We start from the raw sequence: 24,020 nt of genomic DNA, 5'->3' as shown, positions 1-24,020 counted from the left end.
GCGAGCCACGCACCGGTGTCCTGGGACACCGGGCGTGGCCCGGGGCGTCGAGGAGCGGTCCTCGGGCGGCTCAGCTGAGCTTGGCCGCCGCGAGCTGGACGTCCTTCTTGCCGAGCTCGGCCGCGTGCACGGCCTCGTGGGCGGCGAGGCGGGCCAGGCGCTGGGCGTCGCGGCCGGCGCGCTTGCCGCGCCACAGGGCCCCGGGCTTGCCCGCGGTGTCGGCGGCGGCCAGCAGCGCCGCCCCGAGGAGGCCGACGTCGACGAGGAAGTCGTGCAGCACCTCCTTGCGCACCCCGGAATCCTTCTCGGACCAGAAGGGGTGGTTCACGTAGGCGCTCGGGGCCGCCGTGGCCGCCAGGACGGTCGCCGCCAGCCGCGGAGCCTTGCCGAGCGCGAACAGGACGCCCGCACCCGCCATGGCGGCGCCGTTGAGCCGGACCAGCAGGACCGGGTCGTCGGGCAGGCGCAGCGGGCCGGCCGCGCGGTGCACGAGCGGTTCGGCCGAGGGGGCGAGGTCACCGGCGTGCCGGAGCTGGTCGATGCCGTTCTTGATGAAGATCGCCGCCAGCATCGGTCGGGCCACTCGTCGCACCACAGTCATGGGAGTTGCCTACCGCAAACCCGTGATCACCGCGAACGCGGGCCCGCCCCGGGGCGCGTGTCGCAGGCGCCTGCCAGGGTGTGACGCATGTGCGGTCGCTACGCCCTCCGGAGAGACGTCGACGACCTCGTCGAGGAGTTCGAGGTCGACGAGGACACCCTCTCGCCGAGCGGGTCGGGTCCCGGGCCCGTCGCGACGCTGTCGACGAACGTCGCGCCGACGACGACCCCGCCGGTCGTGCTCGAGCGCTTCCGCAAGGACGACCCGGACGCCCCGCCGACGCGGTCCCTGCGCGCCCTGCGCTGGGGGCTCGTGCCGAGCTGGTCCAAGGACGACTCGGGCGCGGCGCGCGTGGTGAACGCGCGCGTGGAGACGCTGCTGTCGAAGCCGGCCTTCGCCAAGGCCGCGGTCGCCCGGCGCTGCCTCGTCCCGGTCGACGCCTGGTACGAGTGGCAGACGAGCGGCACGGCGACCGAGGGCGGCAAGCCCCGCAAGCAGCCCTTCGCGGTCGGGGCGGCGGACGGGTCGGTGCTGTCGCTGGCCGGGATCTACGAGTTCTGGAAGGACCCGGCCAAGGCCGAGGACGACCCCACGCGCTGGCTCGTCTCCTTCGCGGTGGTCACCACGGCCGCCGAGGCGGGCCTGGACCGCCTCCACGAGCGCATGCCCGTCGTGGTGCCGCGGGACCTGCGCGACGCCTGGCTGGACCCCTCCCTCGACGACGCCGACGACGTGCAGTCGCTGCTCGGGGCCGTCCCGCGCGACCTCTTCCTGGGCGGTGCGCTGGAGGCGCACCCTGTGTCCCGGCGGGTCGGGAACGTCCGCAACGCCGATCCCGGCCTCCTCGACCCGGTGCCGCTCGACGAGCTCGAGGGCGTCGTCGACCTGCGGACGGGGGAGCTGCTGGGCGGCTGACCGGGGGAGGACGAGGTCGTGCCCGGCCCGGGAGCGGGCCCCGGAACCGGGCGACCGCCCGGAATGGTGGCGCCGGTCACGGCGTTGCCCAGGACATGCCGTTCGCCCCAGCTCTCGAACCCGCACGCGAGTCAGCGCGCCGGATCGAGCCGCCCTCCCCGTCGCGGGGTCCGCTCGGCCCACCCGGTCGACGGCCGGCGGGCAGGCCACCGCGCGGGGGCGGAGCACCCCGGCAGGGCCTAGGCTCGAGCGCGATGACCGAACAGACCGCACGGGTCGCCACCGAGGACCCGGCCGAGCTCCTGGCCCAGGAGACGGCGGACGAGCGCGCCGCTCGCTTCGAGCGCGACGCCCTGCCGTTCCTGGACCAGCTGTACTCCGCCGCGCTGCGCATGACCCGCAACCCGGCCGACGCCGAGGACCTCGTCCAGGACGCCTTCGCCAAGGCCTACGGCGCGTTCCACCAGTTCACGCCGGGGACGAATCTCAAGGCCTGGCTGTACCGGATCCTGACGAACACCTACATCAACACGTACCGCAAGAAGCAGCGCGAACCGCAGCAGTCCCACTCGGACGAGATCGAGGACTGGCAGCTGGCGCGGGCGGAGTCGCACACCTCCCGGGGTCTGCGCTCGGCCGAGACCGAGGCGCTGGACCACCTGCCGGACTCGGACGTGAAGCGGGCGCTGCAGCAGGTGCCCGAGGACTTCCGCCTCGCCGTCTACCTGGCCGACGTGGAGGGGTTCGCGTACAAGGAGATCGCCGAGATCATGGGCACGCCCATCGGGACGGTGATGTCCCGGTTGCACCGCGGTCGTCGTCAGCTGCGTGAACTCCTGCGCGACTACGCCGTCGACCGCGGCGTCTCGGGGGCTGCGCCCAGCACGGAGGGAGCGTCGTGAGCACGTCCGAGGAAGTCACGACCGACGAAGTCACTGCGGACGAGGCGCAGACCGAGGTGTCGCGCTGCCGCGAGGTGCTGGACCGTGCGTTCGAGTACCTCGACGGCGAGATGCCCGACCTGGACTGCGAGAAGCTGCGGGCCCACCTCGAGGACTGCGCCAGCTGCCTGGCCCAGCTGGCCGAGGACGAGAAGCTGAAGCAGGTCATCCGGGACGGCTGCCCGTGCGAGGAGGCCCCGCAGACGCTGCGGGCGCGCATCCTCGTCTCGATCACCGAGGTCAGCGCGGTCTCGACGAGCACCCCGCTGCGCTGAGGACCCCGCACGGCGCACGAGGGCCCCGGATCCGTCGGATCCGGGGCCCTCGTCCTTCTGCTGCGCGCTCTCAGGCGTTGGGGCGCTTGCCGTGGTTCGCGGCGTTGCCCTTGCGCGAGCGGCGCTTGCGGCCTCGCTTGCTCATGGCGGTCCTCCTCGTCGTGCGGTCGAACGGTCCGTGCAGGGGCTGCGGTGGTGCTGGTGCAGACCTGCTCCGCCGTCCATCGTCCCACGGGGTGAGGAGTGCTCAAGGTCACCCCCGCCCCGCCCGATGAGGCAACGGTGACGATCACGCAGGGGACCGAGGAGTCGCGCAGCGCCGGGCACGTGGCCGCGCCGACGGACGTGCTCATCACGCCGTACCTGCGGGCCCTGGTCGACCTGCGCGGGTCCGACCTGCACTGCAAGGCGGGGTCCCCGCCCCGCATCCGGATCGACGGCCGGCTCCGCTCGCTGCAGGCGCCGCCGCTGACGCCCGACGTCACCGAGCGGATGCTCGAGCAGATCCTGCGCCCCGACCTCGTCGAGGAGTTCTCGCGCACCAACGAGGCCGACTTCGCCTACAGCCTCCCCAACGGCGCCGGCCGCTTCCGCGTCAACGCCTTCCGCCAGCGCGGGTCCGTCGGCCTCGTGCTGCGGCGCGTGGCCGCCCAGGCGGTCCCGCTGTCCGGTCTCGGCGTCCCGCCGGTCATCGAGCAGCTCGCCCTCGAGCACCGCGGGCTGCTGCTCGTCACGGGTCCGACCGGCTCGGGCAAGACGACGACCCTGGCCGGGATGATCGACCACATCAACAAGGTCCGCGAGAGCCACATCGTGACGATCGAGGACCCGATCGAGGTGCTGCACACCGACAACCGGTCGATGATCAGCCAGCGCGAGGTGCGCCTGGACACCGCCGACTTCACCACGGCGCTGCGCGCGGCCATGCGCCAGGACCCCGACGTCATCCTCGTCGGGGAGATGCGCGACCAGGAGACGGTCAAGGCGGCGCTGTCGGCGGCCGAGACCGGCCACTTCGTCATGTCGACGCTGCACACCATCGACGCGGCCGAGACGATCTCGCGCATCATCGACTTCTTCCCCCCGCACGAGCAGAAGCAGGTCCGGCTGGCCCTCGCCGGCTCCCTGCGCGGCATCGTCTGCCAGCGCCTCGTCCCGCGCGCCGACGGGGCCGGCCGCTGCGTCGTCATGGAGATCTGCATCAACACCGGCCGCATCGCCGACGCGATCACGGACCCGGACAAGACGAGCCTCATCACCGACCTCATCAAGGAGGGCCAGTACTACGCGATGCAGACGTTCGACCAGCACCTCGTCACGCTGGTCCGCGACGGTGTCGTCACCCTCGAGGACGCGCAGGGCGCCGCGTCGAGCCCGCACGACCTCGCCGTCGAGCTGCGGCGCCTGGGCATCCTGGCCTGAGGGTCCCCGCCCTCACCCCCGCCCTCACGGCGTGAGGGCGGCGGACAGCACGTCCGCCGCGCGCTCGCGGTCGCCCGTGACGACCAGACCCGGGTCGGTCGGCGGGGTGCGGCCCCAGAGCAGCCGCAGGAGCGCGGCGTCGGGGCCGGCCACCTCGGCGACCACGGGCCCGGAGCCCAGCACCCACCGCCGCGAGCCGGCGAGGCGCACCGCCACCTCCAGCGCCGCGGTGCGCCCGAGCCGGACCTGGCGGGGCAGCAGCGTGTCGAGGACTTCCTCGACGGCGTCCGCGACCTGCGCCCTGGAGCCGGTGCGCGGAGCGCCGGCCGCGTCGGCGAGGTCCCAGGCGTGCAGGAGCGTCTCGTGGGCCTGCCGGCGGTACCAGTCGCCGGCCGTCCCGGCGCCGGTGAGGGTGGTGCACGGTCGAGAGGGGTCCTCGTCGAGCGCGACGAGCAGGGCGGCCGCCGCGGCCGCGTAGGCCGCGGCGGGGTCGTCCGCCGGGGCGGGGTCGTCGTCCGGGGGGACCGCGGCACCCGGTGGGGTGCGGCTCAGCGCCGCCGCCCAGCGGTGCACACCCGTGAGGTGGGTGACGACGTCGAGGGCGGTCCACCCCGGGCACCCGGGGACGACCGCGGTCGGCGGAGCCCGTCGGGCGAGGGCCAGGAACTCGGCCTGCTGAGCGGCGAGCGCGTCCCGGTGCGCAGCGTGGGGGATCACGGGCGGGGCCTCTCGACGGGACCGTCGTCGGACCACTCGCGCGAGGTCCGGGTGTCGGCGCCGAGGAAGGGTGCGGCGAGGGCCAGCACCACGAGCACGATCAGCACCGCGAGGGCGGTGAGGTCACTGGACACGCGTCCAGCGTCGTCCGGCGGCCCCGGCCGGACGAGTGGCAGCTCTGCCGAGGTTCGCTCAGATCCTGCCAAGGTCGCCGGACGCTGGCAGACTGCTCGGCATGGCGACCAGCGGTGACCTGCACGACGTGGCGGTGGTCGTCGACGAGGGGTTCTCGGCGTTCGAGTTCTCCGTCGCCTGCGAGGTGTTCGGCATCGACCGCACCGAGGAGGGCGTCCCGTCCTTCCGGTTCGCGGTGTGCACGCAGGAGGAGGGCCCCGTCGCCTCGCGGCAGGGCTTCAGCCTGACCGCCGACCACCGGCTCGACCGGCTGGACGAGGCCGACCTCGTCATCGTCACCCCGACCAAGAGGGGTTTCGGCCCGCCCACCCCCGAACTCGTCGAGCGGCTGCACGCGGCCGTCGACCGCGGCGCGACGGTCGCCAGCTTCTGCAGCGGGTCCTTCACCCTGGCCCACGCCGGCCTGCTCGACGGCCGGCGCGCCACGACGCACTACCTCTACGCCGCGGAACTCGCGCGCCGCTTCCCGCTCGTCGAGGTCGTCCCCGACGTGCTCTACGTCGAGGACGGGCCGATCGCCTCCAGCGCAGGGACGTCCGCGGGCATCGACCTGTCCCTGCACCTGGTCCGCGAGCACCACGGAACCGCCGTCGCGACGGCCATCGCGCGGCGCATGGTCGTCCCCCCGCACCGCGACGGCGGGCAGGCCCAGTACGTCGAGGCGCCCGTGCGGCCCTGCGCGGACGAGTCCCTCGCCGCGGCGCTGGACTGGGCCGCGGGCCACCTGCACACCGAGATCGACGTCGCGGCGTGGGCGCGCGCGGCGGCGATGTCCCCGCGGACGTTCGCCCGCCGGTTCCGGGCCGAGACGGGGGTCACCCCGCACCGCTGGCTGCTCGAACGCCGGGTCGCGGCGGCCCGGTTGCTGCTGGAGGAGGGCGACCAGAGCGTCGACGACGTGGCCCGCCGCTGCGGTTTCGGGTCGGCCGCCATGCTGCGGCAGCACTTCCTGCGGCTGGTGGGGACGACCCCCACCGCCTACCGGCGGGCGTACCGGGGCGCGCGGTCACCGGCTGCGGTGCGGCTGCTGCCGGCCGGCGCATGAGGTTCCTGCGCCGTCTGTTCGCCGACGTCCACACCCGCCTGCAGGGCCACGACCTGTTCCTGGTCTCGGCGGGCGTGACCTTCTACGCGGCCATCGCGCTCGTGCCCTCGCTGGTCGTCGTGGTGCGCTTGCTGGCGGCCCTCATCGGGCCCGACCAGGTGCTGCGCCTCGCCGACGCCGTCGGCCGGGCGCTGCCCACCGCGCAGGGCGCGGGGGTCGTGGTGCGCGACCTCGCCGAGACGGCCGTCGACGTGGGCTGGGTCGCCGTCGTCGTGGCCCTCGTCCCGGCCACCGTGTACGGGGAGGGGCTGCGCCGGGGTTTCGCCCGCATCAGCGTCCGGCACCCCGAACCCGCGCCCGTCGCCGTGCGGGGACGGGTCGGGGCCTGGGCCGTCCGGGCGCGCGCCCTGCCGCTGCTGCTGCTCGCGCCCGCGGGTTTCCTCGCCGTGCTGGAGGTCGCGCCGTTCCTCGTGCGGTTGTTCGGGTCCGGCACACCCGGCAGTTCCGCCCTCGCCGTCTACGTCGCCCTCAACGTCGACTGGCTCGTCGTCTCACCGGTGCTGCTCTACGTCTACAAGGTGCTGGGCCCGGTCGGGACGGGGTGGTGGGCGGCGCTGTGGGGCGCCTACTCCACGGGGGCGTTCGTGTCGGGTTTCCTGCAGGGTTTCGTGCTGTTCCTCGCGATCCCCGTCGACCTCGGCGCACCCTTCGGCGGGTACACCCAGGTCGGCGCGGCCGTCGCGGTCTGCCTGTGGCTGTGGGTGTTCACGGCCCTGACGGTGTACGGGTACGCGGTGACGCTGGAACTCCAGCGCCACCGCGACCGCCGGCTCGGCCGGGTCGGGGACCCGCTCAGCGCAGGGTGAACTGACGCACCTGGTCGTCGAGGGACCCGGCGACGGCGGCGAGTTCGCCGACCGAACCCCGCACGGCGCGGACCTCCTCGGTGGTGCCCTGCACCGCACCGGCGGTGCCGGCGAGCGCCGAGGCGATGCCCGAGGAACGGCCGGCCGCGGTGTGCAGGGTCCCGCTGACCGACGTCGTCGTGGCGAGCTGCTCGGCCACGGCCGCCGCGATCGTCGCCTGGAGTTCGTCGATGTGGGCGATCGTCTCGGTGATGCGGGCGATGTCCGAGCGCACCGCGGCGGCCTCGGACTGCACGGCCGTCAGGGTCGGCGCGATCTCCTCCGTCGCCTGCGCCGTCTGCCGGGCGAGTTCCTTGACCTCCTCGGCGACGACGGCGAACCCGGCGCCGGCCTCGCCGGCGCGGGCGGCCTCGATGGTCGCGTTGAGCGCCAGCAGGTTCGTCTGCGCGGCGATGGCGGTGATGGTGCGCAGCACGTCCGCGATCTGCTGGGAGCTGTCACCGAGGCGCTCGACGGTCCCCGTCGCGGTCTGGGCGAGCTGGACGGCGTCGGCCGCGACGACGGTGACGTTGCTGGCGGTCGCGGAGACCTCGTCGGCCGCGGCGCGCAGCTGTTCGACGGCCGCCGAGACCTCGTGCACCCCGTTGGAGACGGTGGTGGCGTCCCCAGTGACCTGGGTGATCTCCGAGGCGGTGCTCTCCGCGGCGCCGGCGAGGCGGTCGCTGGCGCCGTCGAGGGAGCCGGCGGCCTGCGTGACGCGGGCCGCGCCGGCGCTCACGGCCGCCAGGGCGTCGCGGACGGCGTCGGTGGCCTCGTCGAGGGCGCGGCCCATGGTGCCGATCTCGTCGTCGCCGTGGCGCTCGCCCGCGTCCAGGGTGGTCGCCGACAGGTCGCGGGCCGCGACGCGGCGCAGGACGTCGGTGAGGCGGCCGATGCGGCGCACGAGGGTCCGGGCGAGCAGGGCGATGACGGCCGCCATGAGGACGGCGATCCCCAGGCCCAGCAGCGCGGTGTGCCGCACGAGGGCGGCCCCGCCCTCGGTGACGCGGCCGGTGACGGCCGCGGTGTCGGCGTCGGGGAGCCAGCTCGTGACGACCCAGTTGTACGCGGGGTAGCGCGAGACGCCGACGGTGTAGCTGCCCGAGGCCAGCCGCACGTCCGTCGTCGTGGTGCCGTCGGCGGGCAGCGCCTTGGCGGCGGCGAGGATGTCCGCGACGTAGGCCTTGCCGTCGGCGTCGGTCGCGTCGGCCATCGGCTGGCCGTCCTGGGCGCCGTCGGGAGCCACGACCGCGGTCCCGGCGCTCGCGGCGGCGTCGGAGAACACCGCGTAGAACCCGTTGCTGCCCAGGGTGGACGCGGACAAGGCCTGGCGCAGCGACGCCGTGACGTCGGCCTGCGGGAGCCCGACGAAGACCGCACCGACGACCTCGTCGCCGACCTTCAGCGGGGCGTAGACCGTGACGTACGGCTTGTCCACGACGGTCGCGGTGCCGTGGTAGGTGTTCCCGGCCAGCAGCGAGGCCACGACGGCGTTCTTGCTGCCGTCGGCGCCCGTGGCGGGGATGTAGGTCCCGATGGCGCGCGAGCCGCTCGTGCCGACGACGGTCGTCGCGACGCGGAGCATGTCACCGGCGTCGTTCATCTTCTGGAAGACGGTCACGGCGGCGCCGGTCAGGCGCGCGGACTCGTCGATGCCCGGTACCGGGGCCTTCGGGTCCGCCTGCTGCCCCAGCCAGGTGCCACCGAACTCCAGGCGCGGCAGCGTGACGGTGGTCTTGTCCTTGGTGACCTGGTTCGTCGCGGTCCACGTCGCCGACTCCCCGGTGTCCAGCCCCGCCGCACCGAACTGGCCGAGCCGGTCGGAGGTGACGCGCAGGTCGGAGTCCAGCCAGTTCTGCACCGCCGCAGCCTGCGCCGCGACCGTCGTCTGGACCTGCGCCCCGGTGTCACGCAGGGACCGTTCGGACATCGCCCGCACGTCGCCGGACGTGTCGCCGGACAGGTCGTGCACCTGCAGGGCCGACAGGCCGCTCATCAGACCGGCGGTGACGACCACGGCGCCCACCCCGGGCAGGAGCAGTTGCGAACGCAGCGAGCGGGGACGGAGGGAGAAGGCCACGGACACTGGATCGGCCGCGATCAGCTAGAACTCAAGTGGAACGTCCCACGTTGCGGGACCGGGTCCAGGTCAGTGCGCGGGTGTCGTGGCGTCGCGGTGGTCCCCGGTCCGGCCGTCGACGAGTTCGCGCAGGACGTCGACGTGCCCCGCGTGCCGCGCCGTCTCCTCGACCATGTGCAGCAGGACCCACCGCAGCGTGACCGTCGCCCCGTGCCAGGCGGTGCCCCGTTCGGTGACCTTCAGCTCGCGCACGACCTCGTCGGCCGCCGCGCGGGCGCGCTCGTAGTACGCGAGGACGCCCTCCGTCGTCTCCCAGGGGTGGATGCGCCAGTCGGCCTGCGGGTCCTCGTCCAGGACGGCGGACGGGATCTCGTCGCTGGGACGCCCGAAGGTCGAGCAGAACCAGCCGTACTCGGCGTTGGCCAGGTGCTTCACCGTCCCGAGGAGGGTGGTCTCCGAGCCCACGACCCGTCGCCGCAACTGCTCGTCGTCCAGGCCCTCCAGCTTCCACAGGACGGTCTCGCGGTGGCGCTGGAGGCTGGCCACGAGGCTCGGCTTCTCTCCCGCCGTGTACGGAACGAGCGTCATGCCGGCGAATCTACGGGGGCGCCCAGGGCTCGGCCACACCTGCCGGTGTCGGGGACGATGGCTGCGTGACCCAGTCCGGCGGGGACCGCGCAGCGCGCGCCGTGGCGCACGTCCGGGCCCGCGCCCGGGGTGGCCCGCTCCCGCCGGACGTCCGCGTGACCGTCCACTTCCACCCCGACCGCCCGGCCGGTGCGGACCCGTCCGGCCGGCCGCGGGCGACGCTCGAGGCGATCGCGGCCGACGGCGTGTACCTGTCGCAGTTCGCGACCGGCACGAGCGGTGGCGGGCTGACCGCGCACCCCGGCGGCGACCGGTGGGTCTGGGAGAGCCGGCTCTTCGGTGGCGCCTACGACGACGCGCCGCCGCGGGAGCGTCCGGTGTACGGCTCGCTCGACCACCGGCACCGGCCGGCCGGGGGTTCGGTGCGGTTCGGCTCGGCGCACCTGCGGTTGCGGCCGGACGTGCTGCGCCGCAGCACCTCCTGCTGGCCCGACTCCGCGTTCGGCCCCGTCGCCGTGGGGACCCTCGACCGCTGCGACCTCCTCGATTGGCTGGACTCGGCGGCGGACCTGCTGGATCCGCTGCAGGACCCGCTCGACGGCTACGTCGAGGCGCACGTCCACGGGCCCCTGGTGCTCGTTCGCGACGTCGAGGCGCTGGTGCTCGACCCGTCGTACCGCGGTCCCGTCCCGCCGGGGGTCAGGATCGAGCGGCACGCCGGGTTCGCGTTGCGCCGCAGCGACTTCACCCGCCCCGAGGTCGTCGCGTACCGCGGGCCGGACGTCGCCGCCGCGGGTGCCGCGCTGGCGCAGCGGTCGGGCGGGACGCTGGACCCGGCGGGGATCGGGGCGGCCGCGTGGGCGGGGGAGGTGGACGGCCAGACCCTGAAGCGGGTCTGGCACTGCCTCGCGCGCTTCGGGTTCCGGGGGTGAGGGCTGACAGGAACGCGGGGTCGGGACACCCACCGGGACACCCACGGGGACACCCACGGGGACACCCGTGGAACGGGGCGTGGGTGCACCCGTGGGTGTCCGCTGCGCGTCGCCGGGGCAGCGTCGCCGGGACACCCACGCCTCACCCCACGTGGTGACACCCGTGGGTGTTCCGAGCGCGCGTGGTGGTGACACCGGTGGGTGTCCCGAACCCGCGCGACGCGACGGACCACCGGGCGTGCGCACCCGTAGGCTGCCCCCGTGACTGCGCACGTCGACGGGCTGTTCGTCCACCCCGTCAAGGGGATGACGCCGCAGCCCCTGGACCGCGTGACGCTCACCGCGGGCCGGGGCGTCCCGCACGACCGCACGATCGCGCTCGCCCGGCCCGGTGGGGCGTACGAACCGGGCATGCAGCACGGCATCTCCAAGGGCGAGTTCTTCGTCCTCGTCGCTGAGGAGCGGCTGGCGGCGCTGACGACGCACCTGGACCCGGCGACGGGGGAGTACACCGTCGACGTCCGCGGGCACCGCGTCCTGACCGCCGACCTCGGCACCGCAGAGGGTGTCGCGCAGCTGCGGGAGTTCTACGCGCGCGTCCTGGACCTGCCGGCCGGGACCGAACCGGTCCTCGCCCGCGACCCGGGGCGCCGGTACACCGACACCGCCCACGGCTCGGACGAGGCGATGGAGTGGATCTCCGTCCTGAACCTCGCCTCGGTGCGCGACCTCGCCGAGCGCACGGGGACCGTGCTCGACCCGCACCGGTTCCGCGCGAACGTCCACCTCGACGGGCTGCCGGCGTGGGCCGAGCTCGACCTCGTGGGGCGGGAGTTCTCCCTCGGCGGGGTGCGGTTGAGCGGGACGTCCCCGACCGTGCGGTGCGCCGCGACGGAGGTCGACCCGGCCACCGGCCGGCGCGACCTGCCCGTGCCGCAGCTGCTCTCGCGCACCTACGGCCACGAGGTGATGGGTTTCTACGTCGCGGTCGTCGACGGCGGCGACCTCGCGGTGGGAGACACCCTTGAGTGACGTGCAGCCCGACCCGATGCGCCTCGTCGTCGCGGACCGGAGCGACCTGACGGCCGCCGTCGCCCGGTTCGTCCTGCGCGACCCCGACGGCGCCCCGCTGCCGGCCTACCGCGGCGGGGCGCACGTCACCGTCACGACGCCGTCCGGGGAACGGCGCAGCTACAGCCTCGTCGAACCCGGCGGCCGCCGGCCGCAGGAGTACGTCGTCTGCGTGCGCCGCGACGCCGGCGGCCGGGGCGGTTCCGTCAGCCTGCACGACGACGTCCGCCCCGGGGACACCCTCGAGGTGACCTGGCCCGCGAACGGGTTCTCCCTGCAGCGCGCGAAGCGCTACCTGTTCATCGCCGGCGGGATCGGCATCACGCCGGTCCGGGCGCTCGTCGCCGAGGCGCGGGCCCGCGGGGGCGCCGACGTCGAGCTCGTCTACCTGACCCGCACCCGCGAGGACACCGTCTTCCTCGACGAGTTCGACGGGGCGGACGGCACACTGCTGCACCACAGCGCCGAGCGCGGCCGCCTGGACCTGTGGCCGCTCCTCGAGCACCCCGACGACGACGCCCGCGTCTACTGCTGCGGGCCCACCGCGCTCGTGGACGAGGTGCTCGCCCTCACCGCCCACTGGCGGCCCAGCCGCGTCCACGTCGAGGACTTCGCCGGCGTCGACCCCCTGGGCGGTCGGCGCACCCCCTTCACCGTCGTGTGGGCGCCCACGGGCGCGCGGGTCGAGGTCCCGGCGGACCGGACGATGCTCGCGGCCCTGCGCGACGCGGGGCTGGCCATCGACGCCTCCTGCCGGTCCGGCACCTGCGGCACCTGCCGGTTGCGGCTCCTGGGTGGGACGGCGGACCACCGCGACCTCGTCCTGACCTCCGAGCAGCGCGCCGACCACGTCATGCCGTGCGTGTCCCGCGCCCTCGACGACGAGCTCCTGGTCGGTCCCCTCGTCGGCCCCCCTGGGACGAACCCCTAGCCAGGCTCCCGCCCCGGTGGGACGCTGCGGTCCGTGGACACAGTCACCACCGACCGCATCGGCGGGCTCGCCGTGCGGCGCAGCGGGACCGGCGAACCCGTCCTGGCCCTGCACGGTTCCGGCGGCGGCCTGCACTCCCTGGCCCCGCTCGCGGCCGAGCTCGACGGTTTCGAGGTGTGGCGGTTCGCCCGCCGCGGCTACCCGCCGAGCCCCAACGGTTTCGGCCGCAAGAGCTTCGAGGCCGAGGTCCACGACGTGCGGACGCTGCTGGAGACGGTCCGGGCCGTCACCGAGTCCGACGTGCACCTCCTCGGCGTCAGCTACGGGGCGACGCTCGCCCTGCACACGGCGCTCGCGGAACCGGCCGGCATCCGTTCCCTGGCCCTCGTCGAGCCGCCGCTGCTGCTGGCGGGCCCGCACCTGGAGGACGTCCTCGTCCGGTACCGGGGCCTCGTGGCGGCGCAGGAGCACCGCGCCGCGGCCGAGCTGCTGGCCCGGGAGGTCTCGCGCGTGCCCGAACCCCTGCTGGCCGCGGTGTCGACGCTCGCCGACCCGGACCCGCTGGAGGCGGCCCGGCTGGAGGAGGGCTGGACCCACGACCTGGAGGCCCTCGCCGGGGACGTCGTCGACGTGACGCGCTGGTCCGCGCTGCGCCCGGCGGTGCCGGTGCTGCTGGCCGAGGGTGCCGACACGTGGGAACCGCTCGCGTCGGGCATGGACGCCCTGGCGGCGGCCCTCCCGCACGCCCGTCGGGTCGTGTGGGAGGGCCAGTCGCACGTCGCGGCCAGCGCCGCTCCCGGCGTCGTCGCCGGGAGCCTGCGGGAGTTCTGGGCCGGCTGACCCGGGACTACTCCTGCGCGTCGTGCAGCATCCGGGCCAGGAAGGTCCGGGTGCGTTCCTCGCGCGGGTTCCCGATGACGTCGGCCGGGGCGCCGCGTTCCACGACGACCCCGCCGTCCATGAACACGACCTGGTCGGCCACGTCCCGGGCGAACGCCACCTCGTGCGTCACGACGAGCATCGTCGTGCCGTCGGCCGCGAGTTCGCGCATGACGGCCAGCACCTCGCCCACGAGCTCGGGATCCAGCGCCGAGGTGGGTTCGTCGAACAGCATGAGCTTGGGTTGCATCGCCAGCGCCCGGGCGATCGCCACGCGCTGCTGCTGGCCCCCGGACAACTGGGCGGGGTAGTTCTGCGCCCGGTCGGCCAGGCCGACCCGTTCGAGCAGTTCGTGCGCCCGGCGGTGCGCCTCGGCCTTGGCGACGCCGCGGACCCGGATGGGCGCCTCGACGACGTTCTCCAGGGCGCTCATGTGCGGGAACAGGTTGAACCGCTGGAACACCATGCCGATGTCGCGGCGCTGCCGGGCGATCTCGACGTCGTTCAGGCGGTGCAGCCGGCCCCCGCGCTCGGCCAGGCCCACGAGGTCGCCGTCGACCCAGATGCGGCCCGCCTCGATGCGTTCCAGGGAGTTGATGCAGCGCAGGAACGTCGTCTTCCCCGAACCGGACGGACCGAGCAGGCAGACGACCTCGCCGGCGTGGACGTCCAGGTCGATGCCCTTCAGGACCTCGACGGGGCCGAAGTTCTTGTGGACGTTGCGCGCCTTCACCAGCGGCTGGGTCTGCGGTCCGTTCACTTGGCACCCCCCGGGCCCAGGGAGACACCGGCGGCCGCGGGGCGTCGCGCGGGTGTCCCGCCGTACCCGCGGCTGAACCGCTTCTCCAGGAAGTACTGCCCGACCATGAGGATCGAGGTGACGATGAGGTAGTACAGGACGGCCGCCATGTTCCCGGCCATGACCTGGTAGGTCGTGTTCTTGATCTGGCTCACCCGGAAGAACAGTTCCGTCGTGACGGGGATCGCCGCGAGCAGCGACGTGTCCTTCAGCATGGCGATGACCTCGTTCCCCGTGGGGGGCACGATGACGCGCATCGCCTGCGGCAGGACGATCCGGCGCATCGCCAGCCGCTTGGACATGCCCAGGGCCTCGGCCGCCTCGTGCTGGCCCTTGTCGACGCTCAGCAACCCGGCGCGCGCGATCTCGGCCATGTACGCGGCCTCGGACGCGCCGAGGCCGACGATGCCGCCGAAGACCCCGCCGAACAGGGCGTACAGGCTCGTCTGCGAGATCGTCAGCAGCCGCAGGTCGGGCGTTCCGAACCACTGCGCCAGCAGGAAGTCGAACGGCACGCCGATCGACAGACCCGTCGCGAACAGGGCGCCGAGACCGCCGGTGATGGACAGCAGGACGTAGCGCGGGACGGCCCGGAAGAACCAGGTGAACGCCCACGCGGTCCCGGCCAGCACGCGGTTGTCGGACAACCGCAGGACGGCGAGGAGCACCCCGCCGACGATGCCGATGACCATCGCGCACACCGTCGTGAACAGGGTTCCGACGAGCAGGCCGCGGATGACGATCGTCTGGTTCATCACCTCGAGGGTGAAGGGCCAGTCGAACGCCGGGTTCGTCACCAGCAGGTGCACGAGCATGAGCGCGAGCACGGCGATGACGGCGAGCGCCACCCACCGCCACGGGTGGCGCACCTCGACGGCGTCGATGCGCCCGGGACGTTCCTCGTCCCGGGCGCCGGTGGTGCCCGGGACGTCCGGGGTCGTCACGACGCGGCGGGGTTGACCGGGAACTCGGTGACGGCCCCGTTGTCCCCGCCCCAGGGGGTCAGCGCGGCCTTGTACGCGCCGTCCTTCGCGATCTCCCCGAGAGCGGTCGAGATGGCCTGCGCGGCCTGGGTCTCGGCCTTCGGGACGACGATGCCGTAGGGGGCGGCGTCGTAGACGTCACCGGCGAGCTGGAGCTTGTCGCCGGTCTGCTTGACGGCGTACGCGGCGATCGGGGAGTCGGCGAGCATGGCCTTGGCGCGGCCCTGGACGACGGCGGCGGTGGCGTCCTCCTGGGAGTCGAACGACAGCACCTGGATCTCGCCCTTGCCGGCGGTCTTGCACGCCTCCTGGCGCTTGGGCAGGTCGTCGTCGGACTGCGTGGTGCCGGTCTGGACCGAGACGGTCTGACCGCAGGCGTTGTCGGGGTCGATGCCCTCGGGGTTGCCCTTGGCGACGACCCACTGGGTGCCGGCGTTGTAGTACTGGACCATGTTCACGGCCTCGAGCCGCTTGGCGTTGATGGTGAACGAGGAGATGGCCGCGTCGTAGCGGTTGCTCGTGACGCCGGTGATGAGGGAGTCGAAGCTGGCGTTGGAGTACTCCACCTTCACGCCGAGCTTGTTGCCCACGGCGTTCATGATGTCGATGTCCATGCCCTTGATGGTCGTGCCCTCGAGGAACTCGTTGGGCGCGTACTCGGCGTTGGTGCCGACGCGCAGGACACCGCTGTCCTGGACGCTCTGGGGCAGCATCGCCTTCAGGGACGCGTCGGCGCTGCCCGAGGGGGCGGCCGACGTGGTGCTGGAGGAGGACGCGGACCCCCCGGAGAGGGAGTCGGAGCCGCAGCCGGCGGCGGTGAGGCCGACCGCGGCGAGGGCACCGACGGTGACCAGCAGGGAGCGGCGGGCGGTGGGACGAGCGGGCACGGGTACCTCCGGTGGCGGGTGTCGAGCGAGCACAGTGTGGACCAGGTGAACGGGTGGATGTGCAACCCGCCCGGTCAAACCCCCGTTCGTAACGCAGTCGTCACACTCGGGCGGGGCGCACCACGGAGGGTGCGCGTGAGCGTCCGGCGCAGCCGGGGCAGTCCCTGGCAGCGTCCGGCGTGCTCCACCTCGACCCCGGCCGTCCCGTCCGGACCCAGCACGACGGTCATCACGCCGTTGTCGAACCACGGTCCGTGTTCGACCTCCCACGCGACGTCGGCCTCGCGGACGCCGGCCAGCAGCGCCAGCCCGCGCACCAGGGCCCGGACGGGACCGCGGTCCAGGACGCGGTTGGCGATCTGCATGCCGCGTTCGAGGGGGTTGCGGAAGGGGGACATGACGAGCTGGTGGACGACGGTGCGGTCCGGGTCCAGGCCGGGGACGTCGACGCGCGCGGTGTAGCTGCAGTGCACGTCGCCGGAGAGGACGAGGACGCTGGCGGGGGGTTCGGGCGCGCGGCCGACCTGACCGAGGAGGGCGACGAGGTCGACGAACGAGGGGTGGAAGGCCGCCCAGTGCTCCAGGTCGGCGGCCTGGCGCAACCGTTCGCCCCACCCCGCCGCCCGGCGGCCGAACCGCCCGTCCGCGACGGCGGCGTCGAAGGTCTCGGCGTGGTGGATGCCGTGCAGCAGGAACGCGGGCAGCGTCGTGGCCAGCAGCAGGTGGCGGGCGCCGGGGGCCAGGGCCCGCTCGCGGATCCACTCCCACTCGGCTGCGTCGGTCATGCGCCGTTCGCCCGGTGTCAGCCGGCGGGCGCACCGGGAGTCGACCGCGACGAGCCGCGTCGTGCCGAGCTCGCGGGTGAAGCTCCACCGCGCCGAGGACGGGTCGGCGTCGGCGGTGCGGGCGAACTCGTCGAGGACCTCGTCGCGTTCGGCGTCGTCCTCGATCTCGCGCAGGACCGCCAGCAGGCGGTCCCGGGCCAGCTCGGCGGGCGACAGGTTGCCGAGGTGCTGGTAGATCCAGTAGCTGCCGAAGGCCCCGGTGACCCGCTCGCGCCACCACGGCCGCCGCGAGACCTCCGCGCGCCAGACGTCGGAGGTGTTCCAGTCGTCGCGCAGGTCGTGGTCGTCCAGGAGCATGCACGTCGGCACGGTGGACAGCAGCCAGCGCACCGGGTCCGGGCCCCACGTCTCGTGGTACAGCCAGGTGTACTCCTCGAAGTCGCCGATCTCGTCACGGACCTCGGGGTCCTCGTCGGCGCGTCCCGCGTGCCGCTCCCGCAGCCGGTCGACGATGCCGGGGTTGGGGTCGTCGGCGTAGACCTGGTCCCCGACGAACAGCAGGAGGTCGGGGTGCGGGGCCAGCGCGTCGTCGTGCAGCCGGTGCGCCATGGCCGACAGCGCGTCGACGCCGACCAGCCGCGTGGACTCCTCGCCGTCGTCGCCCGCACGGCGGCATGACCCGAAGGCGATGCGGACCTCGGCCCCGGGGGAGGCGGTGCGGATGCGGCTTTCCGGCCACGCCCAGCCCGCGCGGGGCGGCGGCCACACCGGCGCCTCGTCGAGCCGTACCCCGTAGGGCAGGGACGCCCCCGCCGGCAGGTCCTCCACGACGACGAGCGCGAAGTGGTGCGCGTGCAGGGTCAGCGTGGGGCTCGCGGCGGTGCGTACGGTGCCGTCGGGCAGCCGCACGTCGACGTGGACGAGGCCGGGTTCGTCGACCTCGACCCACACCGTGGCGCTGGTGGCGTCGACGTGGCGCAGGACCGGACCGAGGAGGGCGACGGGCACCGGGCCATCCTGGACCCGTGACCCCCGCTGCCGCTGCCCGCCGCGCGGACCGGTTGCTGCGCGGCCTGCGGCCCGCGCCGGGTGCGGTCGTGGACGCCGACCGCTGGCCGGACGCGGTCCCGGCGGTGGCCCAGCTGCTGACCCGCGGTCTGGACGTCCCCGCCGGGATCACGTTCCTCGTCGGGGAGAACGGGGCCGGGAAGTCGACGCTCGTGGAGGGGATCGCCCACGCGCTCGGGGTGCACTCCGAGGGCGGGCTGCGCCGGCACGCGCCGGGGCGGGAGGAGGACCCGGTGGACGGCTCGGGGCTGGGGGAGCGGCTGCAGGTCGTGCGCGGGACGTCCCGGTTCCGCGAGGTGTTCTTCCTGCGCGCCGAGACGATGCACCGCTTCTACTCCTGGTTGCACGACGTCGGCTCCGAGGCGCACTCCGGGCTGCACGAGCTCAGCCACGGGGAGTCGTTCCTCGACGTCCTCGACGCGGCGTGGATGCGCCAGGTCGGCCTGCTGCTGCTCGACGAACCGGAGTCGGCGCTGTCCTTCGAGAACCAGCTGGTCCTGGGCGCCTCGTTCGCGCGGATGGCGGCCGAGGGCCGGCAGGTGCTGTGCGCCACGCACTCACCGCTGCTGACGGCGCTGCCCGGGGCGCGGATCCTGCAGGTCGACGAGCGGGGGCTGACGCCCGTCGACTGGGAGGACCTGCCGGTCGTCAGGAACTGGCGGTTCTTCCTCGATGCCCCGGAGCGCTACTGGCGGCGGGTCCTGGGCTGACCTCGAAGGCGTCGGAAGCCGGGGCGTCGCGGGAGCCGGCGACGACGAGCGCGGCACGCTCCCACGGCCGCTGCGTCGCCTGGAACGGCACCTCCTCACGGTCCCACTCGTCCCAGAAGGCCTCGGTCTGCGCCGCGTCCCCGTCCACCCCGGACGCGACGTCCCGCGCCAGACCGCGCTCGCGCGCCACGTCGACGTCGGACTGGACCCACACGACGGCGTCGAGCAGGTCGCCCAGCGCGCGGCGACCCGCGCCGACCCCCTCGACGAGCAGCAGCCGCGTCCCGGCCGGCACCTCGACCGCCCCGTCGCGGCCGTTCGGCCGCCACCCCGGCGGGACGTAGCGCACCGCGCCGTCGGTGCGGAAGGGGCGCAGCACCCCGTCGGCGAGCAGGTCGGCCCAGTCGAAGAACGAGTGGTACCAGGCGATGTCGTCGGTGTGGACGACGGCGCAGGGCACGCCCCGCCGCGTCGCCTCCGCCTGCAGGGCCGACGAGAGCGTCGTCTTGCCCGAGGCGCTGCGGCCGTCGACCGCGACCACCGTCCGCCGCGAGAGGGCCAGGCCCGCCAGGAGGACGTCGAAGACCTCGCCGGCCGTGGCGCGACGCCACGGCCCGGCGGGCGGTTCCCCGGCGTGCAGCCTCACCGGGGGCTCACGGGCGGGTCACGGCTGGGGGACGCCCAGCCAGTCGTACCACCCGCTGTGCAGCACCAGCCACGCCAGCAGCCCGTACCCGGCCTGGCCGGGGTGGGTGCCGTCGGAGGCGGCGAGGTCGGCGTACCAGTCCTCGTGCTCCAGCAGCGGGGAGAACGTGTCGACGTAGGCGATCCGGCGGCGCGCGCAGACGTCGGCGAACGCGTCGGCGAGGTCGCCGATGCGGTCGTTGCGCTCGGCGTCGGAGACCGGCGTGGGCCCGACGACGAGCGTCGGCAGCCCCCGGGCCTCGCACTCGTCGAGGACGTTGGCGAGGTTGAGGCGGCTGCGCGCCAGCGTGGTGCCCGCGTCGAGGTCGGCGTGGCCGAGACCCACGACGAGGCGGTGCTCGTCACCGCCGACGAACCGGCGGGAGGTCTCCTCGCGCCAGCGGTTGTTCAGCTCGGTCGTCGTCTCGCCCGGCACGCCGAGCGGGAAGAACGTCACGTCGCGGTCCTCGCGCGGCGTGCGGGCCGAGACGCGGCCCACCCAGCCCAGCGCGCGGGGGTCGCCGACCCCGGTGACGAACTCGTCGCCCACGAGGCACACCCGCACGTCGTAGCGGCCGTTCACTGCTGGTCCTCGCTCACGCGGGTCGTGCTCCTGTCGTGGTGGGTCTGGGGTCCGGGGCGAGGATAGTCGGTCGCACGCGAGGACCCCGCCACCCTGCGCGGGTGACGGGGTCCGAGGTGCGCGGGCCGTGGATCAGCGGCGGAAGGCGTCCTCGACGATCGCCCGCTGCTCGGCCTGGTGGCGCTTGGCCGACCCGGCGGCCGGGGAGGCGGACGCCGGCCGGGACACGAGGCGCAGCTTGGCGGCCAGCGACGGGAACAGGCCCATCGCGACGTGCCACCAGCCGCCCTGGTTCGCCGGTTCCTCCTGCACCCACACCGGTTCGGCGTTCGGGAACTGCGACAGGACCGCGAGCACCTGCTGCACGGGCAGCGGGGCCAGCTGCTCCAGGCGCACGATCGCGGTCGAGGTGTCACCGCGCGCGGTGCGCTCGGCGACGAGGTCCCAGTAGACCTTCCCCGAGCACATCAGGACGCGGTCGACCTGCGCGGGGTCGAGCCCGCCCTGGTCGCCGATGACCTCCTGGAACGTGCCCGTCGTGAAGTCCTCGACGGCCGACGTCGCCGCCTTCAGGCGCAGCATCGACTTCGGGGTGAAGACGATGAGCGGACGACGCGGGCGCGCGTAGGCCTGCCGCCGCAGCAGGTGGAAGTAGCTGGCGGGCGTGGACGGGACCGCGACGGTCATGTTGTCCTCGGCGCACAGCTGCAGGAACCGCTCGATGCGGCCCGAGGAGTGGTCCGGGCCCTGGCCCTCGTAGCCGTGCGGCAGCAGCAGGACGACGGAGGAGCGCTGGCCCCACTTCTGCTCACCGGCGGCGATGAACTCGTCGATGACGGTCTGCGCGCCGTTGAAGAAGTCGCCGAACTGCGCCTCCCACAGCACCAGCGCGTCGGGCCGCTCGACGGAGTACCCGTACTCGAAGCCCATCGCGGCGTACTCCGAGAGCAGGGAGTCGTAGATCCAGAACTTGCCCTGCTCGGCGCCCTCGCGGCCCAGGTAGAGCAGCGGGGTCCACTCCGCGCCGGTCACGCGGTCGGTGAGGACCGCGTGCCGGGAGACGAACGTGCCGCGGCGGGAGTCTTGGCCCGACAGCCGGATCGGGGTGCCCTCCATGAGCAGCGAGCCGAAGGCGAGCAGTTCGCCCCAGCCCCAGTCGATCCCGCCCTCGGTCGACATCTGCGCGCGCTTGTCGAGGAGCTGACGCAGCTTGGGGTGCACGGTGAAGCCTTCCGGCGGGTTCGCCTGCACCTGGCCGATGTGCTTGAGCACCGCCGCGTCGACGGCCGTCTCGCGGGCCTGCGCGGGCGCCTGCTCGTCGGCCTCCTGCGCGGACGGCTTCTCCAGGCCACCGCGGCTGTCGCCGTCGCCGGAACCGCCGTTCTTCGTGCCCTTGGTCTCGGCGAACGCGCGCTCGAGCTGGGCCGAGTAGTCGCGCAGCGCCTCCTCGGCCTCCTCCACGGAGATGTCGCCGCGGCCGATGAGACCCTCGGTGTAGCTCTTGCGCACCGAGCGCTTCTTCTCGATGAGGTTGTACATGAGCGGCTGCGTCATCGAGGGGTCGTCGCCCTCGTTGTGACCGCGGCGGCGGTAGCAGACCATGTCGATGACGACGTCCTTGTCGAACTCCTGCCGGAACTCGAACGCCAGCTGCGCCACGCGGACGCACGCCTCGGGGTCGTCGCCGTTCACGTGGAAGATCGGCGCCTGGATCATCCGGCCGACGTCGGTGCAGTACACCGACGAGCGCGAGGACGCCGGGGCCGTGGTGAACCCGACCTGGTTGTTGATGACGACGTGCACCGTGCCGCCCGTGCGGTACCCGCGCAGCTGCGACAGGTTCAGCGTCTCGGCCACGACGCCCTGGCCGGCGAAGGCCGCGTCGCCGTGGATGAGGACGGGCAGCACCGGGAACGAGGCGCCGGCGAGGTTGATGCGGTCCTGCTTGGCCCGCGCCACGCCCTCGAGCACCGGGTCGACGGCCTCGAGGTGGGAGGGGTTCGCCGCGACGTAGACCTTCGTCTGCTCGCCGTCCTCGCCCGTGAACGTGCCCTCGGTGCCCAGGTGGTACTTCACGTCACCGGAACCCTGCACCGTGCGGGGGTCCTGCATGCCCTCGAACTCGCGGAACACCTGCGAGTAGCTCTTGCCCGCCACGTTCGTCAGCACGTTGAGGCGGCCGCGGTGGGCCATGCCGAGGCAGACCTCGTCCATCCCGTTCGTCGCGGCGCGCGACAGCAGCGCGTCGAGGAGGGCGATGACGGACTCCCCGCCCTCGAGGGAGAAGCGCTTCTGCCCCACGTACTTCGTCTGCAGGAACGTCTCGAACGCCTCGGCCGCGTTGAGGCGGCGCAGGATGCGCAGCTGCTCGGCCGCGGTCGGCTTGGCGTAGGGGCGTTCCACCCGGTCCTGGATCCACTTGCGCTGGTCCGGTTCCTGGATGTGCATGTACTCGATGCCGACGGTGCGGCAGTAGGAGTCGCGCAGCACGCCGAGGACGTCGCGCAGCTTCATGTGCGCCTTGCCGCCGAAACCCCCGGTGGGGAACTCCCGGTCGAGGTCCCACAGCGTCAGGCCGTGCGTCTCGATCTCGAGGTCGGGGTGCATCCGCTGCTTGTACTCCAGCGGGTCGGTGTCGGCCATGAGGTGGCCGCGCACGCGGAACGCGTGGATCAGTTCCACGAGCCGCGCGGTCTTGTTGATCTGGTCGTCGTGGCTGATCGAGATGTCCGGCGTCCAGCGGATGGGCTGGTACGGGATGTGCAGCGCCTGGAAGACGCGGTCGTAGAACCCGTCCTCCCCGAGCAGCTTGGTGTGCACGATCCGCAGGAACTCCCCGGACCCGGCGCCCTGGATGATGCGGTGGTCGTACGTCGAGGTCAGCGTGATGACCTTGCTGACCGCCAGCCGGGTCAGCGTCTCCTCGCTGGCGCCCTGGTACTCCGCCGGGTACTCCATCGCGCCGACGCCGATGATGGCGCCCTGGCCCTTGACCAGCCGGGGGACCGAGTGGACCGTCCCGATGGTGCCGGGGTTCGTCAGGGAGATCGACGTGCCGGCGAAGTCCTGCGTCGTGAGCTTGCCCCCGCGGGCCCGTCGCACGACGTCCTCGTAGGCGGCCCAGAACTCCGCGAAGTCCTTCGACTCGCACTCCTTCACCGCGGGCACCATGAGCTGGCGCGAACCGTCGGGCTTGGGCAGGTCGATCGCGATGCCGAGGTTGACGTGCGCCGGCTGCAGGACGGCCGGCTTGCCCTTGGCGTCCGTCGTGTACGCGGCGTTCATCGAGGGCATGGCCGACAGGGCCTCGACGACCGCGAAGCCGATGAGGTGCGTGAAGGACACCTTGCCGCCGCGGGCGCGCTTGAGGTGGTTGTTGATGACGATGCGGTTGTCGACCAGCAGCTTGGCCGGCACGGCCCGCACGCTCGTCGCCGTGGGGACCTCGAGGGACTCCTCCATGTTCGTCACGACCCGGGCGGCGGGGCCGCGCAGCGGGGAGACGGTGTCCTGCGCCGGGTCCTGCGCCGGGTCCTGCGCCGGGGCCGCCGGCGCGTCCGCGGGCTTCTCGGGGGCCTTCGCGGGGGCCTTCGCCGGAGCCTTCGCCGCCGGCTCCGCGGGCGCCTTCGCCGGCGCGGGGGTGGGCGCCGGCGTGGGGGCGGGCGGCGGCGGCGTGGTCGAGGTGGTGGACCCCGTCGTGCCCTTGTCCTGCGCCTGCGTGCTCCCGCCCCGAGCGGAGCCGTTGGTGCCGTTCGTCCCGTTCGCGCCCGAGGACTTCGTCGACCCGGCCGGGTTCTCCGCCGGGGAGTAGTCCTCGAAGAAGTCCCACCACGCCTTGTCGACGGAGTTCTTGTCGGCCTTGTACTGCTCGAACAGCTCGTCCACGAGCCACTCGTTGGGACCGAAGGTGGCTGCGATCTTGTCCTCGTGGTGCGAGGGCTGTGATGGCACGGCGGTGTCGCCTTCTTCCTGGATGACCGAACGGGTGTTCGTGATCGACTGCGGGCGCCCGTCCACCCTATCC

24 protein-coding genes are annotated in these 24,020 nt (G+C 73.7%); 11 read left to right on the top strand and 13 right to left on the bottom strand.

What is annotated here, in order from left to right; translation table 11 throughout:
• Positions 1-70: 70 nt before the first annotated feature.
• Entirely contained in the window at positions 71-583 is a 513-nt protein-coding gene (locus tag ACFEMC_RS13685; protein WP_380170145.1) for a DoxX family membrane protein, read from the bottom strand.
• Positions 584-688: 105 nt separating this feature from the next.
• Here ACFEMC_RS13685 and ACFEMC_RS13680 point away from each other — a divergent pair, with 105 nt between their 5' ends.
• The 3 genes from ACFEMC_RS13680 (at position 689) to rsrA (ending at position 2,732) form a co-directional block, all read left to right on the top strand.
• Positions 689-1,516: an SOS response-associated peptidase gene (locus ACFEMC_RS13680; RefSeq protein ID WP_380170144.1), complete on the top strand. Its 828-nt coding sequence runs from the start codon at positions 689-691 to the stop codon at positions 1,514-1,516.
• Positions 1,517-1,770: 254 nt separating this feature from the next.
• The gene (locus ACFEMC_RS13675; protein WP_380170143.1) at positions 1,771-2,418 is read left to right on the top strand and encodes a sigma-70 family RNA polymerase sigma factor; all 648 of its coding nucleotides are present in this window, start codon (positions 1,771-1,773) and stop codon (positions 2,416-2,418) included.
• Positions 2,415-2,732: a mycothiol system anti-sigma-R factor gene (gene rsrA, locus ACFEMC_RS13670; protein WP_380170142.1), complete on the top strand. Its 318-nt coding sequence runs from the start codon at positions 2,415-2,417 to the stop codon at positions 2,730-2,732. Before ACFEMC_RS13675 ends, rsrA begins: the two co-directional genes overlap by 4 nt.
• Positions 2,733-2,802: 70 nt before the next feature.
• Here rsrA and ACFEMC_RS13665 read toward each other — a convergent pair whose 3' ends face one another.
• Positions 2,803-2,877, bottom strand: a complete 75-nt coding sequence (locus ACFEMC_RS13665) for a 50S ribosomal protein bL37 (protein WP_099052597.1) — start codon at positions 2,875-2,877, stop codon at positions 2,803-2,805.
• A 182-nt stretch (positions 2,878-3,059) separates the two neighbouring features.
• Between ACFEMC_RS13665 and ACFEMC_RS13660 the strand changes: the two genes are divergently transcribed.
• Entirely contained in the window at positions 3,060-4,154 is a 1,095-nt protein-coding gene (locus ACFEMC_RS13660) for a type IV pilus twitching motility protein PilT (protein WP_380176774.1), read from the top strand.
• A gap of 24 nt (positions 4,155-4,178) precedes the next feature.
• On the opposite strand, the gene ACFEMC_RS13655 is transcribed toward ACFEMC_RS13660, so the two are convergent.
• Positions 4,179-4,871 (bottom strand): maleylpyruvate isomerase family mycothiol-dependent enzyme, encoded by a 693-nt coding sequence (locus ACFEMC_RS13655; RefSeq protein WP_380170141.1) that lies wholly within the window; start codon positions 4,869-4,871, stop codon positions 4,179-4,181.
• Positions 4,868-5,005, bottom strand: coding sequence for a hypothetical protein (locus tag ACFEMC_RS13650; RefSeq protein WP_380170140.1), 138 nt, complete (start codon positions 5,003-5,005; stop codon positions 4,868-4,870). The genes ACFEMC_RS13655 and ACFEMC_RS13650 overlap by 4 nt, the downstream gene beginning before the upstream one ends.
• 101 nt (positions 5,006-5,106) lie before the next feature.
• Between ACFEMC_RS13650 and ACFEMC_RS13645 the strand changes: the two genes are divergently transcribed.
• On the top strand, positions 5,107-6,111 hold the full coding sequence (locus ACFEMC_RS13645) for a GlxA family transcriptional regulator (RefSeq protein ID WP_380170139.1): 1,005 nt from the start codon (positions 5,107-5,109) through the stop codon (positions 6,109-6,111).
• Positions 6,108-6,977, top strand: coding sequence for a YihY/virulence factor BrkB family protein (locus tag ACFEMC_RS13640; RefSeq protein WP_380170138.1), 870 nt, complete (start codon positions 6,108-6,110; stop codon positions 6,975-6,977). The genes ACFEMC_RS13645 and ACFEMC_RS13640 overlap by 4 nt, the downstream gene beginning before the upstream one ends.
• Here ACFEMC_RS13640 and ACFEMC_RS13635 read toward each other — a convergent pair.
• The gene (locus tag ACFEMC_RS13635; RefSeq protein ID WP_380170137.1) at positions 6,964-9,096 is read right to left on the bottom strand and encodes a Cache 3/Cache 2 fusion domain-containing protein; all 2,133 of its coding nucleotides are present in this window, start codon (positions 9,094-9,096) and stop codon (positions 6,964-6,966) included. The genes ACFEMC_RS13640 and ACFEMC_RS13635 overlap by 14 nt on opposite strands.
• A 69-nt stretch (positions 9,097-9,165) precedes the next feature.
• Complete coding sequence (locus tag ACFEMC_RS13630; RefSeq protein WP_380170136.1) at positions 9,166-9,684, bottom strand: DinB family protein; 519 nt, start codon at positions 9,682-9,684, stop codon at positions 9,166-9,168.
• A gap of 65 nt (positions 9,685-9,749) precedes the next feature.
• Here ACFEMC_RS13630 and ACFEMC_RS13625 point away from each other — a divergent pair, with 65 nt between their 5' ends.
• The 4 genes from ACFEMC_RS13625 to ACFEMC_RS13610 all read left to right on the top strand — a co-directional run bounded on the left by ACFEMC_RS13625 (position 9,750) and on the right by ACFEMC_RS13610 (position 13,458).
• Positions 9,750-10,616 (top strand): DUF3626 domain-containing protein, encoded by an 867-nt coding sequence (locus tag ACFEMC_RS13625; RefSeq protein WP_380170135.1) that lies wholly within the window; start codon positions 9,750-9,752, stop codon positions 10,614-10,616.
• Between the two features lie 261 nt (positions 10,617-10,877).
• A complete protein-coding gene (locus ACFEMC_RS13620; protein ID WP_380170134.1) occupies positions 10,878-11,648 on the top strand; it encodes an MOSC domain-containing protein in 771 nt (256 codons plus the stop codon).
• 1 nt (position 11,649) lies between these two features.
• Positions 11,650-12,618 carry a PDR/VanB family oxidoreductase gene (locus tag ACFEMC_RS13615; protein WP_380170133.1) on the top strand — a complete coding sequence of 323 codons (969 nt, stop codon included), beginning with the start codon at positions 11,650-11,652 and terminating at the stop codon, positions 12,616-12,618.
• Between the two features lie 33 nt (positions 12,619-12,651).
• On the top strand, positions 12,652-13,458 hold the full coding sequence (locus ACFEMC_RS13610) for an alpha/beta fold hydrolase (RefSeq protein ID WP_380170132.1): 807 nt from the start codon (positions 12,652-12,654) through the stop codon (positions 13,456-13,458).
• 7 nt (positions 13,459-13,465) lie between these two features.
• Here ACFEMC_RS13610 and ACFEMC_RS13605 read toward each other — a convergent pair whose 3' ends face one another.
• The 4 genes from ACFEMC_RS13605 to ACFEMC_RS13590 all read right to left on the bottom strand — a co-directional run bounded on the left by ACFEMC_RS13605 (position 13,466) and on the right by ACFEMC_RS13590 (position 17,959).
• Positions 13,466-14,257 carry an amino acid ABC transporter ATP-binding protein gene (locus tag ACFEMC_RS13605; protein WP_380170131.1) on the bottom strand — a complete coding sequence of 264 codons (792 nt, stop codon included), beginning with the start codon at positions 14,255-14,257 and terminating at the stop codon, positions 13,466-13,468.
• The gene (locus ACFEMC_RS13600; RefSeq protein ID WP_380170130.1) at positions 14,254-15,240 is read right to left on the bottom strand and encodes an amino acid ABC transporter permease; all 987 of its coding nucleotides are present in this window, start codon (positions 15,238-15,240) and stop codon (positions 14,254-14,256) included. The genes ACFEMC_RS13605 and ACFEMC_RS13600 overlap by 4 nt, the downstream gene beginning before the upstream one ends.
• The gene (locus ACFEMC_RS13595) at positions 15,237-16,166 is read right to left on the bottom strand and encodes an ABC transporter substrate-binding protein (protein ID WP_380170129.1); all 930 of its coding nucleotides are present in this window, start codon (positions 16,164-16,166) and stop codon (positions 15,237-15,239) included. The genes ACFEMC_RS13600 and ACFEMC_RS13595 overlap by 4 nt, the downstream gene beginning before the upstream one ends.
• A gap of 74 nt (positions 16,167-16,240) precedes the next feature.
• Positions 16,241-17,959 carry an alkaline phosphatase D family protein gene (locus ACFEMC_RS13590; protein ID WP_380170128.1) on the bottom strand — a complete coding sequence of 573 codons (1,719 nt, stop codon included), beginning with the start codon at positions 17,957-17,959 and terminating at the stop codon, positions 16,241-16,243.
• Positions 17,960-17,976: 17 nt separating this feature from the next.
• On the opposite strand from ACFEMC_RS13590, the gene ACFEMC_RS13585 reads away from it, so the two are divergent.
• Positions 17,977-18,729 carry an AAA family ATPase gene (locus tag ACFEMC_RS13585; protein WP_380170127.1) on the top strand — a complete coding sequence of 251 codons (753 nt, stop codon included), beginning with the start codon at positions 17,977-17,979 and terminating at the stop codon, positions 18,727-18,729.
• On the opposite strand, the gene ACFEMC_RS13580 is transcribed toward ACFEMC_RS13585, so the two are convergent.
• From ACFEMC_RS13580 to ACFEMC_RS13570, 3 genes are all read right to left on the bottom strand, one after another.
• Positions 18,668-19,375, bottom strand: coding sequence for a uridine kinase (locus ACFEMC_RS13580; protein ID WP_380170126.1), 708 nt, complete (start codon positions 19,373-19,375; stop codon positions 18,668-18,670). The two genes, ACFEMC_RS13585 and ACFEMC_RS13580, sit on opposite strands and share 62 nt — an antisense overlap.
• 18 nt (positions 19,376-19,393) lie before the next feature.
• Positions 19,394-19,996, bottom strand: a complete 603-nt coding sequence (locus ACFEMC_RS13575; RefSeq protein WP_367639478.1) for a GDSL-type esterase/lipase family protein — start codon at positions 19,994-19,996, stop codon at positions 19,394-19,396.
• 132 nt (positions 19,997-20,128) lie between these two features.
• Positions 20,129-23,947 (bottom strand): multifunctional oxoglutarate decarboxylase/oxoglutarate dehydrogenase thiamine pyrophosphate-binding subunit/dihydrolipoyllysine-residue succinyltransferase subunit, encoded by a 3,819-nt coding sequence (locus ACFEMC_RS13570; protein ID WP_380170125.1) that lies wholly within the window; start codon positions 23,945-23,947, stop codon positions 20,129-20,131.
• Positions 23,948-24,020: the final 73 nt, after the last annotated feature.

This window comes from Kineococcus sp. DHX-1 (assembly GCF_042473625.1).
Taxonomy (GTDB): Bacteria; Actinomycetota; Actinomycetes; order Actinomycetales; family Kineococcaceae; genus Kineococcus.
This window is presented reverse-complemented; position numbering and strand designations above follow the sequence as displayed.

Coding starts and splice junctions, on each gene's coding strand:
- ACFEMC_RS13630 (WP_380170136.1), bottom strand. CDS start 9,684: ATGACGCTCGTTCCGTACACGGCGGGAGAGAAGCCGAGCCTCGTGGCC.
- ACFEMC_RS13680 (WP_380170144.1), top strand. CDS start 689: ATGTGCGGTCGCTACGCCCTCCGGAGAGACGTCGACGACCTCGTCGAG.
- ACFEMC_RS13675 (WP_380170143.1), top strand. CDS start 1,771: ATGACCGAACAGACCGCACGGGTCGCCACCGAGGACCCGGCCGAGCTC.
- ACFEMC_RS13645 (WP_380170139.1), top strand. CDS start 5,107: ATGGCGACCAGCGGTGACCTGCACGACGTGGCGGTGGTCGTCGACGAG.
- ACFEMC_RS13640 (WP_380170138.1), top strand. CDS start 6,108: ATGAGGTTCCTGCGCCGTCTGTTCGCCGACGTCCACACCCGCCTGCAG.